The sequence below is a fragment of the Myxococcales bacterium genome (genome assembly GCA_022184915.1).
Lineage (GTDB): Bacteria > Myxococcota_A > Polyangia > Fen-1088 > Fen-1088 > JAGTJU01.
Window position 1 is genome coordinate 1269120 of sequence record JAGTJU010000001.1, and the last position, 16789, is coordinate 1285908.

Sequence of the window (16789 nt, forward strand, 5' to 3'; positions counted from 1 at the left end):
GTGATATGAGCACTCTATCGGGGCGGCCCGTGCGGCTGGCGTACTCCGTGGACGCAGACGACGCCTTCATGTTTTTCGCCTTGGCCAACGGGGCCATCGACACGCAGGGCTTGACCTTCACGCATGAACGAGCCGACACCGCCAGCCTCAACGCTCTGGCCGCGCAAGGTGAGGCCGACGTGGTGGCGGTCTCCTTGGGCGCGTACCCTGCCTTGGCAGACCGATACTGGCTGCTGCCTCACGGGGCGAGCGTGGGGAGGGCGTTCGGACCGGTGGTCGTGGCCAAGCGGCCGCTCGCACCGCGTGCGCTGCGCGGCCTTCGGGTGGGGGTTCCCGGGTTGAGCACCACAGCGCATCTGATTCTCAAGCTCATCGAGCCCGCGTTTGAGCCCGTCGTGGTCCCGATCGCGCCGTTCTCGCGCGCTTTCGACGCACTCGAGGCGGGGCAGATCGACGCCGCGTTGCTGATTCACGAAGGCCGTCTGCTCTACGAGGCGCGGGGGTACCATGCGGTGGTGGAGCTGGGGCAGTGGTGGCACGCCCACACGGGCTTGCCTTTGCCTCTCGGCGTGAACGTGATGCGGAAGGGCTTGGGCGCGCCCCTCGCGGCGCGGATCTGTCGGGTCTTGGGCGACGCCATCGCGTGGGCCTTCGCGCACCGTGAGGCGCTCATCGCGGCGATCGCGCGCGAGGATCGGGGCGACGCCGCCCTTGCCGATCCGGCGATGCTGGATCGTTACCTCGGGATGTACGCCAACGACGACACCCTTCGCATGGCGCCGGACGTGCGCCGCGCCATCGATGCCGTCTTTGCCCGCGCCCGCGCCCATGGCCTGCTCGATGCCCATGTGGATGTCTCCTGGGCCCCGGAAGAAACGGAAAGCGTCTAACGGCCCATGCGTTTCGTGAGGCCGTGCTTCCTCATGAGGTTGTAGAGCATGCGTTCGGTCAGAGCCGCACCCCGCGCCGCCGCGCCTACTTTGCCGCCGTGGCGGGCCAACAGCGCCTCGATGTAGATCGCCTCGAAGCGATCCACCACGGTTTGTCGCGCGCTCTTGATGGACTGGCCCAGCACGTCAGCCACGTCCAGCACCAGCCGAGGTGTGGGGGTAGCGGGCATCGGCCCACGGCTGATCGCCGGGGGAAGATCAGCCAAGCCGAGCGCTTCGTCGCGCGCCAAGAGCACGGCCCGCTCGAGCACGTTGATGAGCTCGCGCACGTTTCCCGGCCATTCGTAGCGAACCAGGGCCTCCATCGCCTCGGGTGCGATGCCTGATTGCGGTTTGCCCATCGCCACGCGAAAGTGATCGAAGTACGTGCGGGCCAGGCGGGGAATGTCCTCCTGGCGTTCGCGCAGAGGGGGAATGGTCAGGGTGACGACCGCAAGTCGAAAGAAGAGGTCGGCGCGAAAGCGCTTCGCCTCCACTTCAGTCTCCAGATCGCGGTTCGTGGCGGCCATGATGCGGACATCCACGGGCAGCACCTGTTCGCCGCCCAAGCGCCGGAGCGCCCGCTCTTCGAGGACCCGCAGCAGTTTCGCTTGCAGGTGCAGGGGCAACTCGCCCACCTCATCGATGAACAAGGTGCCCCCATGGGCCCGCTCGAAGTACCCACGGTGGGCGCGCACCGCTCCCGTGAACGCGCCCCTTTCGTGGCCGAAGAGCTCACTTTCGATGAGCGACTCGGGCAGCGCCGCGCAGTTGAACGCAACGAACGGCCCCCGCCCGCGTTTGCCTTCGTGGTGCAGCGCGCGGGCCATGCGCTCTTTGCCCACGCCCGTCTCACCGAGAAGCAGCAGTGACGTGTTTCCGAAAGCCGCCCGGCGGGCGACATCGAGAAAGGTGGTCATGGCAGGGCTCGAGGAACTGAAGTCGTCGAGCCGTTGCACTTCGGGTTGAAAGCCCGGAGCTTCGCCCCCGCGCTGGGCATCCAGATGCCGGATGACGAGGGCTGCGATCGCGTCCACGAGCGCGTCGTCGGGCAACCCGAGGTTCAGCACGGCAAGGGCCCCCGCCGCCAAGAGTTCGGCCCGGTCGGCGGCGTCTTCTTGGCGCCCGAGCACGATGACGTCCGGGCGCTCGGGCAGCTCACGCACGGTGGCCACCCACGATCCCGCCTCGTCGGGGAGCGCGCTCCGCTCCACCACCAGAAGGTCGGCATCGCAAGCTTCGAGTTCGGCCCAGATCCGCGCCGGCCCCTTGACCCCCACGACGTGCAGGTCAGGGTGGCGGAGCAGGCGCAGCGCGCGGGCGTGCAAGGTCGGGCGCGCCATGACGAGTGTTCGGACCAGCATGAAATTTGAAATAGCATTTCAGGCGCGATCGGAAATACCATTTCAGTCAAGGAAGCCCGACCGAGGTCACGGCGCTCCGGGGCGGCTGCCCAGACCGCGCTGCGCCGCTCCGGAGGAGCATCGTTGTAAACACTCTTTGTCGGCACGGGGCTTGCTTACGTTAACAGCACCAGATCTCCCTCATGTCCACTCAGCGCCGCTCCTTCCTCCGTCGTATCGTCCTTCGTCCCCGCTTCTGGGGCCTGTCCGCCTTGGTCGCCCTGGTCTCCTTCGCCTTGGGGACCCTGGCGCTTGCTGCCTACCGCCCGCAGGTGAACCGGGGCGTTCACGCGCTTGGCTCCATCCTCGAGCGCATTCCGGTGCGCTACGTGCTCCGGCGGGGAAAACCTGTCGAGCGCCCCGTGGCTCCGGCTCCGGCGGAAGCTCCCGTCGCCATGCCGCTCGGTGTCCCACAAGCGTCCTCGACGCTTCCCGAACCGGCCGAGGAGCCTTCCATGCCCCTCGACTCCGCCGCGGGCGGGGGCGAGCCCTCACCCGCTGCCCCGGCTCCCGTCGAGGGCTTCGCGGCTGCGACGGGCGCCCCGGCTCCCGAGGAGACCAACGCCCAGGACGAGGCCGAGTCTCAGGAAGAGTGGGACGAAGAAGACGAGCTTCACCCGGGCGAGGACGAGATGCCTTTCGCCCCCGAGGACGAGCCCGAACTCTGAGCGCCCGGTCGCGCTCACTCTTCGACGTCGAAGCGGATCTGCGTGTCGTCCGGCAATTTTCGCATCGACAGGACCCGGGTCGGAACGGGCGCCTTCCAGAACACCCCGAAGGTGAATTCGACCTTGGAACCCGTGACGATTCCCGAGAGGTCGACGCCTTGTGAAACGGTGAACGGCATGGGCATGGGCATCATGCCGACCTGCTCTCCTTCTTCGTTCTTGAACGTGGGGATCGCCTGGTGCAGCACCACCATGGTCTTGCCGTTGCCGGGCGCGACCGCCGGCGGAAGCAACTTCACCACGCCCCGCACCGTGTAGGTGGCCGAGGGCGTCTCGGGAGGCGTCGGTTTGCAGGCCCCGCCTGCCCACAGGATTACCGCAGCGAGGACGGTCGCGGAGCCGAAGGAAAACCTGCGACGAGACAAAAGAGGGGTTCGGCCGAACGACGCGAGCATGCCGCGAAGCTAGCAGCCACCCGAGCGCTAAACCACGCGGGTGACGGCCCTTCCCCGCACGAGGGGCACGAACTGCACGGGAACCACCTCCGTCTCGGCCACTCCGGAGGCGGTCTTCACCATCACCCGCAACTGCTGCTGCGCTTCGCCCACGGGGATCACCAACCGGCCACCGAGCGCCAGCTGGTCGATGAGGGCCGGCGGCACCGCAGGCGGTGCGGCGGTGACCAGGATCGCGGCAAACGGTGCTTCCTCCTGCCAGCCCTCGTAGCCGTCGCCCACCCGGAGGTGGATGTTCCGGTACCCCAGCTCCCGCAGAGTGTCCGACGCTCGATGGGCAAGCTCGGGCAAGCGTTCAACGCTGTACACCTGGCCGGCCAGCTCGGCCATCACCGCGTCCTGGTAGCCAGAGCCTGTCCCCACGACCAACACGCGATCGAGGGGCGTCACCTGGGCGAGCTGGGTCATCAACGCCACCACGAACGGTTGGCTGATCGTCTGCCCTTGCCCGATGGGCAAGGGAACGTTGTCATAGGCCCGGTGCCGAAGCCCGGCGGGGACGAAACGGTGTCGCGGGACCCTTCGCAGGGCGTCCAGAACGAGGCGTGAGGAGATGCCCTGTAGGGCAATTTCTTCAATCAGCCCATCCTGCGCGGCTCTGCGTGCTGACTCGTCCACCACCCCTCCCTCGTGTGCCTAGATCCTACAAGCCCTGGGGCCGAACCCCAATGGCTATTCGTCCGCTTCACTGGGGTCGTCTCGAGACGCCGGATCTTCCGCTCTGCCCGCGCGCCGTGCCCCAGGGGGCGGCGGCATGGGAGGCCGGGCGCTTGCGTCCTCCGCAGCGAAGCGGACCGCCTGCAGGCCTTCCACGAGGTGGACCTCGTCGACCACCGACACGATCATGTCCTTGTACGCGCTGTGGGGCAAGCCGAGGGCTTCGCCGAGGTCATGCACGAACTCGTCCTCGGCCAGGTCGAATTCCTGATCCGCGCCGTGGACGGCCGCCACCAGGTCGAGCAGGTGTCGCTTCGTCGCCTCGGGATCGTCCCTGAACAACGTGGCTGCGGCGGCGAGATCGAAGCGGGACGGAGTGAACTCGTCGATGCGGAAGTCGAGGTCCATCGGCAGGCTTTCGCGGCCCAAAAGATTCCTGAGTAGCTGACGGACCACGTTGCGTTCCTCCCCCTCCAGGTGCTGGTCAGCGTAGGCGGCGCCCATGAGAATGTCCGCGACGGTCGTGATGCGATCTTTCACCCCCCGACTTTCTCTCGCCGCCGGTCGGGCCGTCAAGCGCGGGGCGGCATGAGACCGGCATCCGCACAGATTCGTGGCAAAGTGAGGGATCGATGCGGGCGCGCTCCCAGCACGAGGCTTTGACTCCCGGGCGTTTGCGGCTAACGCCCGCCTCCTGGCTCGCGTGGCATCCGGACTGGCTCGACTCAGCGGCTCGGGCCGAGGTTTGGGGGCACGCCCAGACGCTGCCCTGGCAGGCGCGTGAGATTGTGCTCTTTGGTCGGCGGGTGATGCAGCCTCGCCTCGTCACGTGGGCGGGTAGATTTCCCTACGCTTACTCCGGACAGACGCTACCTCCTCGTGACATGCCGGGCTGGCTGGCCACGTTGTGCGCCGAGGTGGCCCGGGCGGCGGGGGCGCCCTTCAACCACGTGCTCGGCAACCTTTACCGCGATGGCCAGGACAGCATGGGGATGCACGCGGACGACGAACCCGAGCTTGGCCCCCGGCCGGTGGTGGCGACCTTGTCCCTGGGTGCGGCCCGGCGCTTCGTGATGGCGCCCGCGCGCACGAGCCCGGGTGAGGGTCGCGGCCGTTCCGAGAGGAGGTCGTTCGATCTCACCGACGGCAGCTTGCTCGTGATGGCCGGTGCCTGCCAGGAAGAGTTTCGCCATGGATTGCCGCGCACGACCCAAGTGGTCGGCCCGCGCATCAGCCTCACGTTTCGCTTCATCAGTCCGTGAGTGCAGCCTTCGGGCCGGCTACACTTCGAACGTGGAGCTCTCGGCACAAGGTCGCGCCCGAACGATGAAAGCTCTCGTCAAGGCTAACGCCGAGCCCGGTTTGTGGCTGCAAGAGGTCCCGCTGCCGGAGATCGGCATCGACGACGTCTTGATCAGGGTCCTTCGCACGGGGATCTGCGGCACGGATCTGCACATTTACAAGTGGGACGCTTGGGCCGCCGCACACGTCCCGGTTCCGCTCGTCATCGGACATGAATTCGTCGGACAGATCGCCGAAGTAGGGTCCAACGTCAAAGGGTTCAAGGTGGGTGATGTCGTGAGCGGGGAAGGCCACGTGGTGTGCGGACACTGTCGCAACTGTATGGCGGGGCGCCGGCATCTTTGCGACAAGACAAAAGGGGTTGGGGTGAACCGCCCGGGAGCCTTCGCAGAGTACGTGGCGCTGCCCCAGAGCAACGTCTGGTGTCATGCGCCCGGACTCGACAAGGACGTGATGGCCATCTTCGATCCCTTCGGCAATGCGGTGCACACGGCCTTGACCTACGACGTGGTGGGCGAAGATGTCCTCATCACGGGGGCTGGGCCCATCGGGCTCATGGCCGCGGCCGTGGTTCGTCATGCAGGGGCCCGACACGTCGTGGTGACGGACGTCAACGCCGACCGGCTCGCCCTCGCCAAGCGCATGGGCGCCACCCTGACGTTGGACGTGCGCTTTGAGAGCGTGGCCGACGCGCGCGTGCGTCTCGGTATGCGCGAGGGCTTCGATGTGGGTCTGGAGATGAGCGGCCACCCGGAGGCCTTCACCGACATGGTGGGCAACATGTGCCACGGCGGCAAAATCGCACTCCTGGGCTTGCCCGACGCCCCCTTCGCCATCGACTGGAACCGCGTGATCTCGAACATGCTCACCATCAAGGGCATATACGGCCGGCAGATGTATGAAACTTGGTACAAAATGACGGTGTTGCTGCAGGGGCGCCTCGACATTGGCCCCGTCATAACCCACCGTTTTGCGTACACGGACTTCGAGAAGGGCTTTGACGTGATGGCCTCGGGGGACTGTGGCAAGGTCATCTTGAAGTGGGCCAGTCTCTGAGCGAGAAAGGAAGACGCCTTGCTGGGAACGATGGAAGGCCACCTCGAAGCGGAACTTCAAGCACTCCGGGACGCGGGCCTCGCCAAGACCGAGCGGATCCTGGCCAGTCCCCAGGGGGCGCAGGTGGAGCTCTCGGGCGGGCAACGGGTGGTGAACCTCTGCGCCAACAATTACCTGGGGCTGTCGAGCCATCCTCGCATCGTGGCCGCGGCTCACGAGGCACTCGCAAGGTGGGGGTACGGCCTATCGTCCGTGCGTTTCATCTGCGGCACCCAAGAGATCCACAAAGAGCTCGAGGCCCGCATCTCCCAGTTCTTGGGCATGGAGGACACGATCCTCTATTCCTCTGCCTTCGACGCCAACGGAGGCCTCTTCGAGACCTTGTTATCGGACCAGGACGCGGTGGTGAGCGACGCGCTCAACCACGCCAGCATCATCGACGGCATCCGGCTCTGTAAGGCGCAGCGCTTCCGCTACCAGAACGACGACATGGCGGACCTCGAGGCCCAGCTCGAAAGGGCCCGCGACGCCCGGTTCCGCCTCATCGCCACCGACGGCGTGTTTTCCATGGACGGTACGATCGCCAATCTGCGGTCGATCTGCGACTTGGCGGACAAACATCGAGCGATCGTGATGGTGGACGACTCGCATGCCACGGGCTTTCTGGGCGCAACCGGGCGGGGGACGGCAGAGTTTCGTCAGGTCATGGGTCGGGTCGACATCGTCACCAGCACGCTCGGCAAGGCGCTTGGGGGGGCGGCTGGCGGATTCGTGAGTGCGCGGCGGCCCGTGGTCGAGATGCTGCGCCAGCGTTCCCGCCCGTATTTGTTCTCGAACACGCTCTCTCCCGTCATCGCCGCCGTCTCTGTCGAGGTGCTGAACGTGCTGGCCGAAAGCACCGCTTTGCGCGATCGCTTGGCCGAGAACGCCAAGTTCTTCCGCGAAGGTATCGAGGCGCTCGGTTTCACCACGAGGGCCGGTGAACATCCCATCGTGCCGATCATGTTGGGCGATGCGGTGCTGGCGCAGCGTATGGCGGCCCGGTTACTCGAGCGGGGCATTTACGTCGTGGGGTTCTTCTACCCCGTCGTGCCTCACGGCCAGGCCCGCATCCGGGTGCAGCTCTCGGCGGCCCACAGCGAAGACGACCTTGGGTTCGCCCTCGCCGAGTTCGCGGCGGTGAAGGCAGAGCTATGGCCCTGAGCCTCCAATTTAGGCGAGGCCGTTTTAGGTGAGGCCGTCGAGCGCTTGCAGGAAATCGGCGGTCAGGTCCCGGTGATCCTCGACCCCAATCGAAATCCGGACGAGGTCGTCGCTGACCCCGTTGTCGCGGAGCTCCTGCTCCGACATCTCCGAGTGCGTGGTGGTGGCGGGATGGCAGGCAAGCGTTTCCACGCCTCCCAGGCTCACAGCGTTGTGCGCGATCTTCAACCGACGAAGGAAGTCGAAGGCACCGCGCTTGCCGCCCGCCACCCGCAAAGAAAACACCGAGCCAGGGCTCGTACACTGGGCGTCGTAAATGCGCTTTTGGCTGGGGTCCATGAAGGAAGCGGGGTAGTGGACCTCTTTGACCTTGGCATGGCGGGCCAGGGCGGCCACCACCTTCTCCGCGTTCTTCGCCTGCCGGGACATGCGCAGCTCCACCGTGGGCAGGCGGCTGTCGAGCATCCAGCATTCGTCCGGCTGCAGGATGTTGCCGAGGATGGCACGTGTGCCGCGCAAGTGCTCGAGCAGGTCGGGGTCTCGTCCGATGATCACGCCGCCCAGCATGTCGCTGTGCCCAGCCAGAAACTTGGTGGCCGAGTACACGGCAAAGTCCGCGTCCAGCTCCAGCGGATGCTGAAAAGCGGGGCCCATGAATGTGTTGTCGACGGCGACGAGGGGGCGCGTTTTTCCGTCACCTTCGTGCTGAGCCACGGCCGCGGCCGCCGCCCGAATGTCGGTCATCACCAGGGTTGGGTTCGAGGGCGTCTCGATCAACACCAGCTTCAGATTGCGGGCCTCGCGTATGGCGCGGGTCATCGCTTCAGTCTGTCCGGCCTTGACGGGTATCGCCTCGAGCCCGAGGGGCTCCAGCATCTGGTGAATCAGGTGCTGCGTGCCCCCGTAGATGGGCGTGGTGTACACGAAGGAACTGCCCGGCGGGCAGAACGTGAGGAACAGCGTGGAAATGGCGGCCATACCCGAGTTGAAGACCGCCGCCGCACGTGAACCGGGTTCGAGCGGGACGATATGGTCTTCCAGGATCTCGGCGTTGGGGTGGGACAAGCGCGAGTAGATGAGATCGACGCTCTCGCCCTCCGCGGGCCGCGACCGGCCAAGCGCGATGGCGAAGGCCCGCTCCGCGGCCTCGGGGCTCGAGAACACATATGTGCTCGAGCGGAACACCGCCGGACGGGCCGACCCCACCGAGAGGCGGGGATCGAACCCCCGGGTCAACACCGCCGTGGGCGGCCGAACGAGGTAGGGCGCCTTGCTTCGACCGTTGGACATCGTTCTCCCCCTTCCTTCAGCCTGAGGCCGGACCCCCAGATGCGCAAGGCCGTACCGTGCCCGAAGGTCATTTGCTTTAGGTGAGACGGACCCGTACCCGGACTATACTCACCGTCACTCCATGAACACGGTTTCTGTAGCGAAGCTCATCGCGGGTGCCCTGGCTCCCGGCGCCGAGGTGACGGTCGAAGGCTGGGTCCGGACACGGCGCGATTCCAAGGCCGGTCTTTCGTTTTTGCACGTGAGTGACGGTTCGGGGTTCCACCCGCTTCAGGTTGTGGCCCCCGCAGCTCTGTCCAATTACCAAAGCGAGGTGCTCAGGTTGAGCGCGGGGTGCGCCGTTCGCGCCCACGGCCAGCTCGCGCCTTCGCAGGGGCAGGGGCAGGCTGTCGAGCTTCACGCCACGTCAATCGAGGTCGTGGGCTGGGTGGATGACCCGGAGAGTTATCCCATGCAGCCGAAGCGCCATTCCATGGAGTTCCTGCGCGAGGTCGCGCACCTCCGGCCGCGGACCAACGTCATCGGTGCCGTCACCCGCGTCCGTCACACACTCGCGCAAGCGATCCACCGCTTTTTTCACGAGCACGGGTTCTTCTGGGTCCACACCCCCATCATCACGGCGAGCGACTGCGAAGGGGCTGGAGCCATGTTCCGGGTCTCGACCCTCGACGCCGTAAACCCGCCCCGCACGCCTTCGGGGCAGGTGGATTTCGGCCAGGATTTTTTCGGCAAACCCGCTTTCCTCACGGTTTCGGGCCAGTTGAACGTCGAGGCCTACTGCTTGGCCTTGAGCCGCGTTTACACGTTCGGGCCCACGTTCCGTGCCGAAAACTCGCACACCCGCCGTCACCTGTCCGAGTTTTGGATGGTCGAGCCCGAGATTGCGTTTGCCAACCTGAACGACGACGTCACCTTGGCCGAGGCGTTTTTGAAGAGCATCTTCAAGACCCTTCTCGATGAACGCGCGGACGACATGGCGTTCTTTGCAGAAAGAATCGATCCGGGCTGCATCGCGCGCGTCCGGAAGCTCATCGACGCCGAGTTCGAGCGCATGGACTACACCGAGGCCATCGCTCACCTCGAAAAGGCCCCGAAGGCTTTCGAGTATCCCGTGGCGTGGGGCATGGATCTGCAGTCGGAGCACGAGCGCTACCTCACCGAGGATCTCGTCGGCCGCCCCGTTGCAGTTCTGAACTTTCCCAAGGACATCAAGGCGTTTTACATGCGGGTCAACGACGATGGTCGCACGGTGGCCGCCATGGATGTCCTGGCACCCGGGATCGGCGAGATCATCGGCGGCAGCCAGCGCGAGGAGCGGCTCGACGTGCTCGATGCGCGTCTCGAGGCGCTGGCGCTTCCCAAGTCCGAGTACTGGTGGTACCGCGATCTGCGCCGCTATGGCACGGTCGCCCACGCGGGCTTCGGCTTGGGCTTCGAACGGGCCATCCAGTATGCCACCGGCATCGAGAACATTCGTGACGTGATCCCGTTTCCGCGCGCACCCAAGCAAGCGGACTTCTAAGAGGGAAAGAGCGATAGCATGAGCCTTCCGGGATCCGCCGAAGACGCATCTTTTCTCCGTGCGTTCGCCCAAACCAAGGGGTTTTTGCTCGGGCGCCCCGTTCACCCCGTCGTGGCGCCGGATGGCCAAGCGGTCCTGTTCCTTCGAAGCGAGGCGCGTTCGAGCCGACACGATCTCTTCGAGTACGACGTCGCCACGGGGCGTACACGTCTTCTGTGTACGGCCGCCCAACTGCAAGGAGGCGAGCGCCCGCTTTCCGAGGCCGAAAAGGCGCGCCGAGAGCGCCAGCGGATCACCGACACGGGCCTCGTGAGCTTCGCACTTTCCCCCGACGCGCGCTGGGTGCTCTTGCCGCTGGCCGGCGCGCTTTACGGCGTGTCCCGCGACAGCGGCGAGACGTGGTCGCTGTTGCCCGCCGATCACCCTCCCGTCATGGACGCGCGGTTTTCGCCGACCGGCGATGCCCTGGCGTTCGTCTGCAACCACGACCTGTGGCGCCTTCCCCTGACGGCCCGGGGTCTTCCCCCGGTGCGCCTCACGACAGGGGGGGCGCCCGACCACGCCTTTGGCCTGCCGGAATTCGTGGCCCAGGAAGAGATGCACCGCTTCGAGGGGACCTGGTATTCCCCGCAGGGCGACAAGCTCCTGGTGTCGTTGGTCGACGAACGCGAGGTGGAGCGCTTCGTGATCGCCGATCCCGCACATCCGGAGCGAGCCCCCCACAGCTTTCGCTACCCACGCCCTGGAAAGGCGAACGCCCGGGTGACGCTTCACATCCTGGACGCCGAGGGCCGGGAGCCGCCGGTACCCGTGGTCTGGGATCACGAGCGGTTCCCTTACCTGGCCAGGGTCTCCTGGCACGCGGCCGAAGCCCCTCCGTTGCTTTGGGTGCAATCCCGTGACCAACGGGAGGCGGCGCTGCTGCTCGTCGACGTCGCGAGCGGACGCACACACGTTGCCTTCACCGAGGAGGACGAGGCCTGGATCAACCTGGACCCGAAGCTGCCTCGCTGGCTACCGGATGGCCGAGGAATTTTGCACGTGAGCGAGGCGGACGGCGCCCCCTCGTTGCAGCTGCGTTCCCCCACCGGCGCGCTGGAGGCCACGGTGGTTCCCCCGGACGCGGGTTTTTTGTCGTTGGTGGCTGTGCAAGCCGCTACAAACACCGCGCTCGTGCTGCTCGGCGACCATCTGTACAGCCACGTCGCCCGCGTCTCCCTCGCGCCTCAGGGCGCCTTTGCCCCAGCCCCACTCGGGGCCGCATCCGATCACCAGGGCGCGAGCGAGCGGGGCGACGTCACGTGGGTGGTCACCGGGGGGCCCGTCGAGGCGCCTTTGTTGGTGGAAAACCGGGTGTCGAGCACCCGCTGGCCCACGGTGCGTCTCATCGATGGGGACGGCCGCCGGCTGGGTGAGCTCCCTGCGTGCGCGGAGGTGCCGCCCTTTTCCGTGAATCTCGAGCTTACGAGCGTTGGCGCGGAGGGCTTTGCCGCGGCGCTGATCCGGCCGCGCCACGCCGTGGCCGGCCAAAAACTCCCCGTCATCGTTCACGTGTACGGCGGTCCCCACGCGCTCATGGTGAGGGCCGACCAAAGGCACTACGTCTTCGATCAATGGTTGGCCGATCGGGGTGCCATCGTGGTGGCGATCGACAACCGCGGCACCCCGCGCCGGGGGCGCGCCTGGGAGCGTGCCGTCAAGGGGGCGTTCGGCCAGGTGCCCCTGGGCGATCAGGTGGCCGGCCTCTGGGCCCTCGGGGCGGCGTTTCCCGAGCTCGACCTGTCCCGCGTGGGAATCTACGGCTGGTCGTTCGGCGGCACGCTCGCGGCACAAGCCGTGCTCTGTCGACCCGACGTCTACAAGGTCGCCGTGGCAGGGGCTCCGGTCGTGGACTGGCACGACTACGACACCCACTACACCGAACGCTACCTCGACCTTCCTGCCCGCGCCCCCTCAGTTTATGCGTCGGCCAGTCTGTTGCCCCTTGCCCCAAGGCTCCAGCGGCCGCTTCTGCTGGTGCACGGGACCGCTGACGACAACGTCTATTTTTTTCACGGGCTCAAGCTGGCCGACGCTCTGTTCCGGAGCGGCCGCAGGTTCGACTTTTTGCCGCTGCCTGGAACGACGCATCAGATAGGAGATCCCGAGGTGCGTGAACGTCTGTGGGCCCGCATCGGGGACTATCTGTTCGAACACCTGTGACGAGCTCGGCTTCGTCGGCCACGCTTTCCTCACGGCCACCCCGCGCGGCTCGGCATTCACGACCGGGGGTCGTAGGCCTGCCGCGGAATTGTTTTCACGCGGCGGGCGAGTTCCGGTATTTTCCCCCCTCCCTCACGATGTCTGGATCCTCTCGCTTCGAACGTCTCAAAAACCTCCCCCCTTACGTGCTGGCTCGCGTCGACGAGCTCAAAACGCGGCTGCGCGCCGAGGGGCGTGAAATCTATGATTTCGGTCTCGGCAACCCCGACGGGGACAGTCCGAAGGCCGTCGTGGCCCGCCTTCAGGCCGAGCTGGGCCGCACGGGCTTTCAGCGCTACATGCCGTCCAAGGGGCTGCCAGAGGTGCGGCAGGCCATCTGTACCTGGTACCAGCGCCGGTACGGCCAGACGTTCAACCCCGATACCGAAGCGGTGATCACGATCGGGTCCAAAGAGGGCATCGGACATTTGCTCTTGGCCATCGTGGCGCCGGGCGACTGCGTGCTCAGCCCCGATCCCGGCTACCCCATCCACCGCTTCGGCGTGCTCATCGCGGGCGGAGAGCCGGTGCCGGTGCGTGTGGCTCCTGGCCTCGACCACTACGCTGAAATCGAAGCGGCGCTCGCGCGGGCGCCTCGCAAGCCGAAAGGCTTGATCGTGAACTTCCCTCACAACCCCACGACCGCCGTGGCCGACCTCGACTTCTACCGGCGGGTGGTCGCCCTGGCGAAGCGGGAATCTCTGTGGGTGATCTCCGACCTGGCTTACGCCGATCTCACCTTCGAGGGCCGCCAGACCCCCAGCATCTTCGAGGTGGAGGGCTCACGCGACGTGGCGATCGAGTTCTTCACGGTCTCGAAGAGCTACAACATGCCGGGTTGGCGGGTGGGCTTCGCCGTAGGCAACCCGGAGCTGGTGGGCAGTGTCACCACGATGAAGGGGTACATGGACTACGGGATCTTCGCGCCGAACCAGCTCGCGGCGGCCACGGCCCTTTTGGACTGCGAAGAAGACGTTGCCCGCATCCGCGCCCTTTACCGCCACCGGTCCGAGGTGCTCGTCAGAGGCCTCACCGCCGCAGGTTGGCCCGCCTCCGCACCTCAGGCCACGATGTTCGTCTGGGCCCGCATCCCGGACCGTTTCGCCCCAGAGGGCGCCGTGGCGTTCGCCGCGAGGCTGCTCGAGGAGGCCGGTGTGGCCGTGGCTCCGGGCGTGGGCTTCGGGCCCGGGGGCGAAGGGCACGTGCGCTTCTCCCTCATTGAAAGCGACGAGCGGGTCGAGGCAGCCTGCCAGGCGATCGGCCGGTTTTTGGCCAAGGTATGAGCTGACGCCTCCGGGACGTTGGCGCAATGCGCTTCCGCCGTGGCGCCCCTCGTCATCGGTCAATCGGCCCCCGACGGCGGAAGCTGTCAAAAAATCGCGCACTTTGCATGCCTTCGCCCCCAAGAACGGTTTGACAACAACTTTCACCACGAGTAGAAAACGCACCCCATGTCTTCTGCACCCGTGCATCATCGCAAAACCATCACGGCCGAACCGCTCGACCGTGATTGGTACGTGGCCGACCTCCAGGGCCTGACTCTCGGCCGGGCCGCCACCAAAATCGCCGCCGTGCTTCGTGGCAAGCACCGCGCCCGCTTCGTGCCCCACCAGGACGCGGGTGACTTCGTGGTCGTGCTGAACGCCGACAAGGTCAAGCTCACGGGCAACAAGTGGTCTGACAAGACCTACTACGACCACACCCTCTTCCCGGGCGGACTCAAGTCCTACTCCGCGCAACAGCTCAACGCCCGCCGCCCGACCGACTTGGTCAAGCGCGCCGTGTGGGGCATGTTGCCGAAAGGCCCTCTCGGCCGCCGGATCTATAAAAAGCTCAAGGTCTACGCGGGCACCGAACACCCGCACACGGCTCAACAGCCGAAGCCACTCGCCTTCTAAGCCCTTTCGGAGTTCACGCACGATGCCTGACAAGCAGACCAATTACTACGCCACCGGTCGCCGCAAAGAAGCGGTCGCCCGTGTTTGGCTTCAGCCCGGCGAAGGCAAGTTCGCCATCAACAGCCGGACGCTCGAGGATTACTTCGGACGGGAAACCTCGCGCATGGTGTTCCGCCAGGCTTTGGAACTGACCGACCTGGCTGGGCAGATCGACGTGTTCTGCTCGGTCAAGGGCGGTGGTCTTTCCGGTCAGGCCGAGGCGATCCGTCACGGCATCTCCCGCGCGCTGACGCGCTACAACCCCGAGTTCCGGGGTACCTTGAAGAAGGCCGGTTACTTGACCCGCGACGCACGCAAGAAAGAGCGTAAGAAGTACGGTCAGCCCGGCGCCCGCAAGCGCTTCCAGTTCTCCAAGCGCTAACCCGCGCCGAGACAGGAACGGAAACAGGCTCACCTTCGGGTGGGCCTTTTTTCATTGTGCGCGTGGCCGTTGCGCCTCGGTTGGCCGCTGGCGCGGCCCCTCGGACCCCGGTCGCGGAGTGCCAGCTCAGCCTTCGCCCACGGCGTACACGACCTTCGTGTGAGACGCGCGATCGTGGAGCGCTTGCCGGTTGTCGTCGAAAAGGGCCAAGAGAAAGCCCGCGATCCAGGGTACGACGAGAATGACGTTGGGGAGCAAGACGCGGCGGAGCAGAGGCTGGGTGGCCTCTTCCAGTACCGGGATCTTGTTGACGCCCACGATGGCCCCGATCTGGTCGGTGGCTGCCCCCAGGTCCACCATGTCGCTCGCCGCGCCCACCTGGAACGCGATCATGACCACAGCCATGATGGGGGCCCAGAACTCGACGGCAAAGCGCAGGATGAGCCGGGGCAAGGTGACGGCGCGGTCGGTGCCCTGAAGCCGCAAGCCCAGCATGCGCTTTCCCACCGTACGCTGCCACAGGCGGTGGCATACGAGGTAGTACGTGGCAAGCAGACCCAAGGCGGTAAGGCTGCCGGCGCTATCGCCCAGCTGGAGCGCACCGCTGATGAGCTCGCTCGTGCCCGCCACGAGGCCCAGATCTATGGCCAAGGCGGTGGCCCGTGCGGGAACGCCGCCGGCGACCACGGGCTTGGGACGTAGGGCCATGAGCCGCTCGAGAAGTTCCTCATAGGTGGCGGGGCGGCGAAAGGGATCGGCGTCCATCATTTCGCTCACGAGACGACGCAGGCGCCAGGGCGCCAAGTCTTCGGAGATGGGCGGCCGGGGCGCGCTCATGTGCTTGGCGAACAGATCCGTCATCGACTTGGCATCGAACGGTGGCTGCCCCGTGAGGATCTCGTAAAACGCCACGCCCAAAGAGTAGATGTCGCTCCGGTGGTCCGGCTTTCGACCGTCGATCCGCTCGGGTGCGGCGTACCGGGGCGTTCCGGCGAAGTGCTCCTCGGTGCTGCCGATGGGCGCGGCCAAGCCGAAGTCTGCCACCTTGATCTCGACTTTGCTCGATCGGTAGAGGCTGCCGTGGCTCATCAGGATGTTCGAAGGCTTGACGTCCCGGTGGGCGATGCCCCGAAGGTGGGCAGCGAAAAGGGCCCGTGCGGTTTGGATGATGCACTCGAGGGCCTCGACCCAGGGAATCGGACCGGTCTTCTTCATCCGGTCCTCGAGGGTCTGGCCGTTGACGAACTCCATCGCGAAGTAAGGAGCTCCGCGGTACCGACCGACGTAGTAGATCGCCACCACGTGTGGGTGCTGGATACGCGCCTGCGCCCGAGCCTCCATGATCATGCGATCGACGAGCTCGGGATAGTCGGCCAACTCCTCACGCATGACCTTGAGGGCCACGGGGCGCTCGAGGCTGAGATCGTGGGCCAAGTACACACGGCCCATGCCACCTTCGCCCAGGAGCCCGCGCACCTCGAAGTGATCGATGACGCTGCCGATCAGGGGATCGTCCCCCGGGGCCATCTCCCGGGCCACGGGAGGGCGGTCCACGGTGTACGCGGTTTGCGCTACGGACAACGGTGTGTCGGGCACGGTTGCGCCCAGGTCGTTACGAACCGTCCGTGGGCCACCCACGGCCACGGTTTCGTCCAACGCCTCCTGCTCGGACCACGGCACGCCG

At 66.2% G+C, this 16789-nt stretch carries 16 protein-coding genes; 10 read left to right on the forward strand and 6 right to left on the reverse strand.

Going from position 1 to position 16789, the window contains the following annotated elements; genetic code table 11:
• Nucleotides 1-5: 5 nt before the first annotated feature.
• Nucleotides 6-890 (forward strand): hypothetical protein, encoded by an 885-nt coding sequence (locus KA712_05220; protein ID MCG5052342.1) that lies wholly within the window; start codon nt 6-8, stop codon nt 888-890.
• On the opposite strand, the gene KA712_05225 is transcribed toward KA712_05220, so the two are convergent.
• Nucleotides 887-2293 (reverse strand): sigma-54 dependent transcriptional regulator, encoded by a 1407-nt coding sequence (locus tag KA712_05225; GenBank protein ID MCG5052343.1) that lies wholly within the window; start codon nt 2291-2293, stop codon nt 887-889. The genes KA712_05220 and KA712_05225 overlap by 4 nt on opposite strands.
• Nucleotides 2294-2475: 182 nt before the next feature.
• Here KA712_05225 and KA712_05230 point away from each other — a divergent pair, with 182 nt between their 5' ends.
• Nucleotides 2476-3000 carry a hypothetical protein gene (locus tag KA712_05230; GenBank protein ID MCG5052344.1) on the forward strand — a complete coding sequence of 175 codons (525 nt, stop codon included), beginning with the start codon at nt 2476-2478 and terminating at the stop codon, nt 2998-3000.
• Between the two features lie 14 nt (nt 3001-3014).
• On the opposite strand, the gene KA712_05235 is transcribed toward KA712_05230, so the two are convergent.
• The 3 genes from KA712_05235 to KA712_05245 are packed head-to-tail and all read right to left on the reverse strand — an operon-like array spanning nt 3015 to nt 4712.
• A complete protein-coding gene (locus KA712_05235; protein MCG5052345.1) occupies nt 3015-3455 on the reverse strand; it encodes a copper-binding protein in 441 nt (146 codons plus the stop codon).
• 27 nt (nt 3456-3482) lie between these two features.
• Entirely contained in the window at nt 3483-4133 is a 651-nt protein-coding gene (locus KA712_05240; GenBank protein MCG5052346.1) for a protein-L-isoaspartate(D-aspartate) O-methyltransferase, read from the reverse strand.
• A 54-nt stretch (nt 4134-4187) separates the two neighbouring features.
• Entirely contained in the window at nt 4188-4712 is a 525-nt protein-coding gene (locus tag KA712_05245) for a TerB family tellurite resistance protein (protein MCG5052347.1), read from the reverse strand.
• 92 nt (nt 4713-4804) lie between these two features.
• Here KA712_05245 and KA712_05250 point away from each other — a divergent pair, with 92 nt between their 5' ends.
• The 3 genes from KA712_05250 (at nt 4805) to kbl (ending at nt 7733) form a co-directional block, all read left to right on the forward strand.
• The gene (locus tag KA712_05250; GenBank protein MCG5052348.1) at nt 4805-5434 is read left to right on the forward strand and encodes an alpha-ketoglutarate-dependent dioxygenase AlkB; all 630 of its coding nucleotides are present in this window, start codon (nt 4805-4807) and stop codon (nt 5432-5434) included.
• Between the two features lie 64 nt (nt 5435-5498).
• Nucleotides 5499-6530 (forward strand): L-threonine 3-dehydrogenase, encoded by a 1032-nt coding sequence (gene tdh, locus KA712_05255; GenBank protein ID MCG5052349.1) that lies wholly within the window; start codon nt 5499-5501, stop codon nt 6528-6530.
• Nucleotides 6531-6560: 30 nt separating this feature from the next.
• Nucleotides 6561-7733, forward strand: coding sequence for a glycine C-acetyltransferase (gene kbl, locus KA712_05260; protein ID MCG5052350.1), 1173 nt, complete (start codon nt 6561-6563; stop codon nt 7731-7733).
• Nucleotides 7734-7757: 24 nt separating this feature from the next.
• On the opposite strand, the gene KA712_05265 is transcribed toward kbl, so the two are convergent.
• Nucleotides 7758-9023 (reverse strand): PLP-dependent transferase, encoded by a 1266-nt coding sequence (locus KA712_05265; protein MCG5052351.1) that lies wholly within the window; start codon nt 9021-9023, stop codon nt 7758-7760.
• A 121-nt stretch (nt 9024-9144) separates the two neighbouring features.
• Between KA712_05265 and asnS the strand changes: the two genes are divergently transcribed.
• The 5 genes from asnS (at nt 9145) to rpsI (ending at nt 15105) form a co-directional block, all read left to right on the forward strand.
• A complete protein-coding gene (gene asnS / locus KA712_05270) occupies nt 9145-10545 on the forward strand; it encodes an asparagine--tRNA ligase (GenBank protein MCG5052352.1) in 1401 nt (466 codons plus the stop codon).
• An 18-nt stretch (nt 10546-10563) separates the two neighbouring features.
• Complete coding sequence (locus KA712_05275; protein MCG5052353.1) at nt 10564-12747, forward strand: S9 family peptidase; 2184 nt, start codon at nt 10564-10566, stop codon at nt 12745-12747.
• Between the two features lie 137 nt (nt 12748-12884).
• Nucleotides 12885-14069 (forward strand): aminotransferase class I/II-fold pyridoxal phosphate-dependent enzyme, encoded by a 1185-nt coding sequence (locus KA712_05280; protein MCG5052354.1) that lies wholly within the window; start codon nt 12885-12887, stop codon nt 14067-14069.
• Between the two features lie 168 nt (nt 14070-14237).
• Complete coding sequence (gene rplM / locus KA712_05285; protein MCG5052355.1) at nt 14238-14684, forward strand: 50S ribosomal protein L13; 447 nt, start codon at nt 14238-14240, stop codon at nt 14682-14684.
• 22 nt (nt 14685-14706) lie between these two features.
• Entirely contained in the window at nt 14707-15105 is a 399-nt protein-coding gene (rpsI, locus tag KA712_05290; protein ID MCG5052356.1) for a 30S ribosomal protein S9, read from the forward strand.
• A gap of 126 nt (nt 15106-15231) precedes the next feature.
• On the opposite strand, the gene KA712_05295 is transcribed toward rpsI, so the two are convergent.
• A complete protein-coding gene (locus KA712_05295; GenBank protein ID MCG5052357.1) occupies nt 15232-16785 on the reverse strand; it encodes a protein kinase in 1554 nt (517 codons plus the stop codon).
• Nucleotides 16786-16789: the final 4 nt, after the last annotated feature.

Excerpts from the sequence above, each read along its gene's own strand:
- KA712_05220 (MCG5052342.1), top strand. The coding sequence starts at position 6 with ATGAGCACTCTATCGGGGCGGCCCGTGCGGCTGGCGTACTCCGTGGAC.
- KA712_05225 (MCG5052343.1), bottom strand. The coding sequence starts at position 2,293 with ATGCTGGTCCGAACACTCGTCATGGCGCGCCCGACCTTGCACGCCCGC.
- KA712_05230 (MCG5052344.1), top strand. The coding sequence starts at position 2,476 with ATGTCCACTCAGCGCCGCTCCTTCCTCCGTCGTATCGTCCTTCGTCCC.
- KA712_05235 (MCG5052345.1), bottom strand. The coding sequence starts at position 3,455 with ATGCTCGCGTCGTTCGGCCGAACCCCTCTTTTGTCTCGTCGCAGGTTT.
- KA712_05250 (MCG5052348.1), top strand. The coding sequence starts at position 4,805 with ATGCGGGCGCGCTCCCAGCACGAGGCTTTGACTCCCGGGCGTTTGCGG.
- tdh (MCG5052349.1), top strand. The coding sequence starts at position 5,499 with ATGAAAGCTCTCGTCAAGGCTAACGCCGAGCCCGGTTTGTGGCTGCAA.
- kbl (MCG5052350.1), top strand. The coding sequence starts at position 6,561 with ATGGAAGGCCACCTCGAAGCGGAACTTCAAGCACTCCGGGACGCGGGC.
- KA712_05265 (MCG5052351.1), bottom strand. The coding sequence starts at position 9,023 with ATGTCCAACGGTCGAAGCAAGGCGCCCTACCTCGTTCGGCCGCCCACG.
- asnS (MCG5052352.1), top strand. The coding sequence starts at position 9,145 with ATGAACACGGTTTCTGTAGCGAAGCTCATCGCGGGTGCCCTGGCTCCC.
- KA712_05275 (MCG5052353.1), top strand. The coding sequence starts at position 10,564 with ATGAGCCTTCCGGGATCCGCCGAAGACGCATCTTTTCTCCGTGCGTTC.
- KA712_05280 (MCG5052354.1), top strand. The coding sequence starts at position 12,885 with ATGTCTGGATCCTCTCGCTTCGAACGTCTCAAAAACCTCCCCCCTTAC.
- rplM (MCG5052355.1), top strand. The coding sequence starts at position 14,238 with ATGTCTTCTGCACCCGTGCATCATCGCAAAACCATCACGGCCGAACCG.
- rpsI (MCG5052356.1), top strand. The coding sequence starts at position 14,707 with ATGCCTGACAAGCAGACCAATTACTACGCCACCGGTCGCCGCAAAGAA.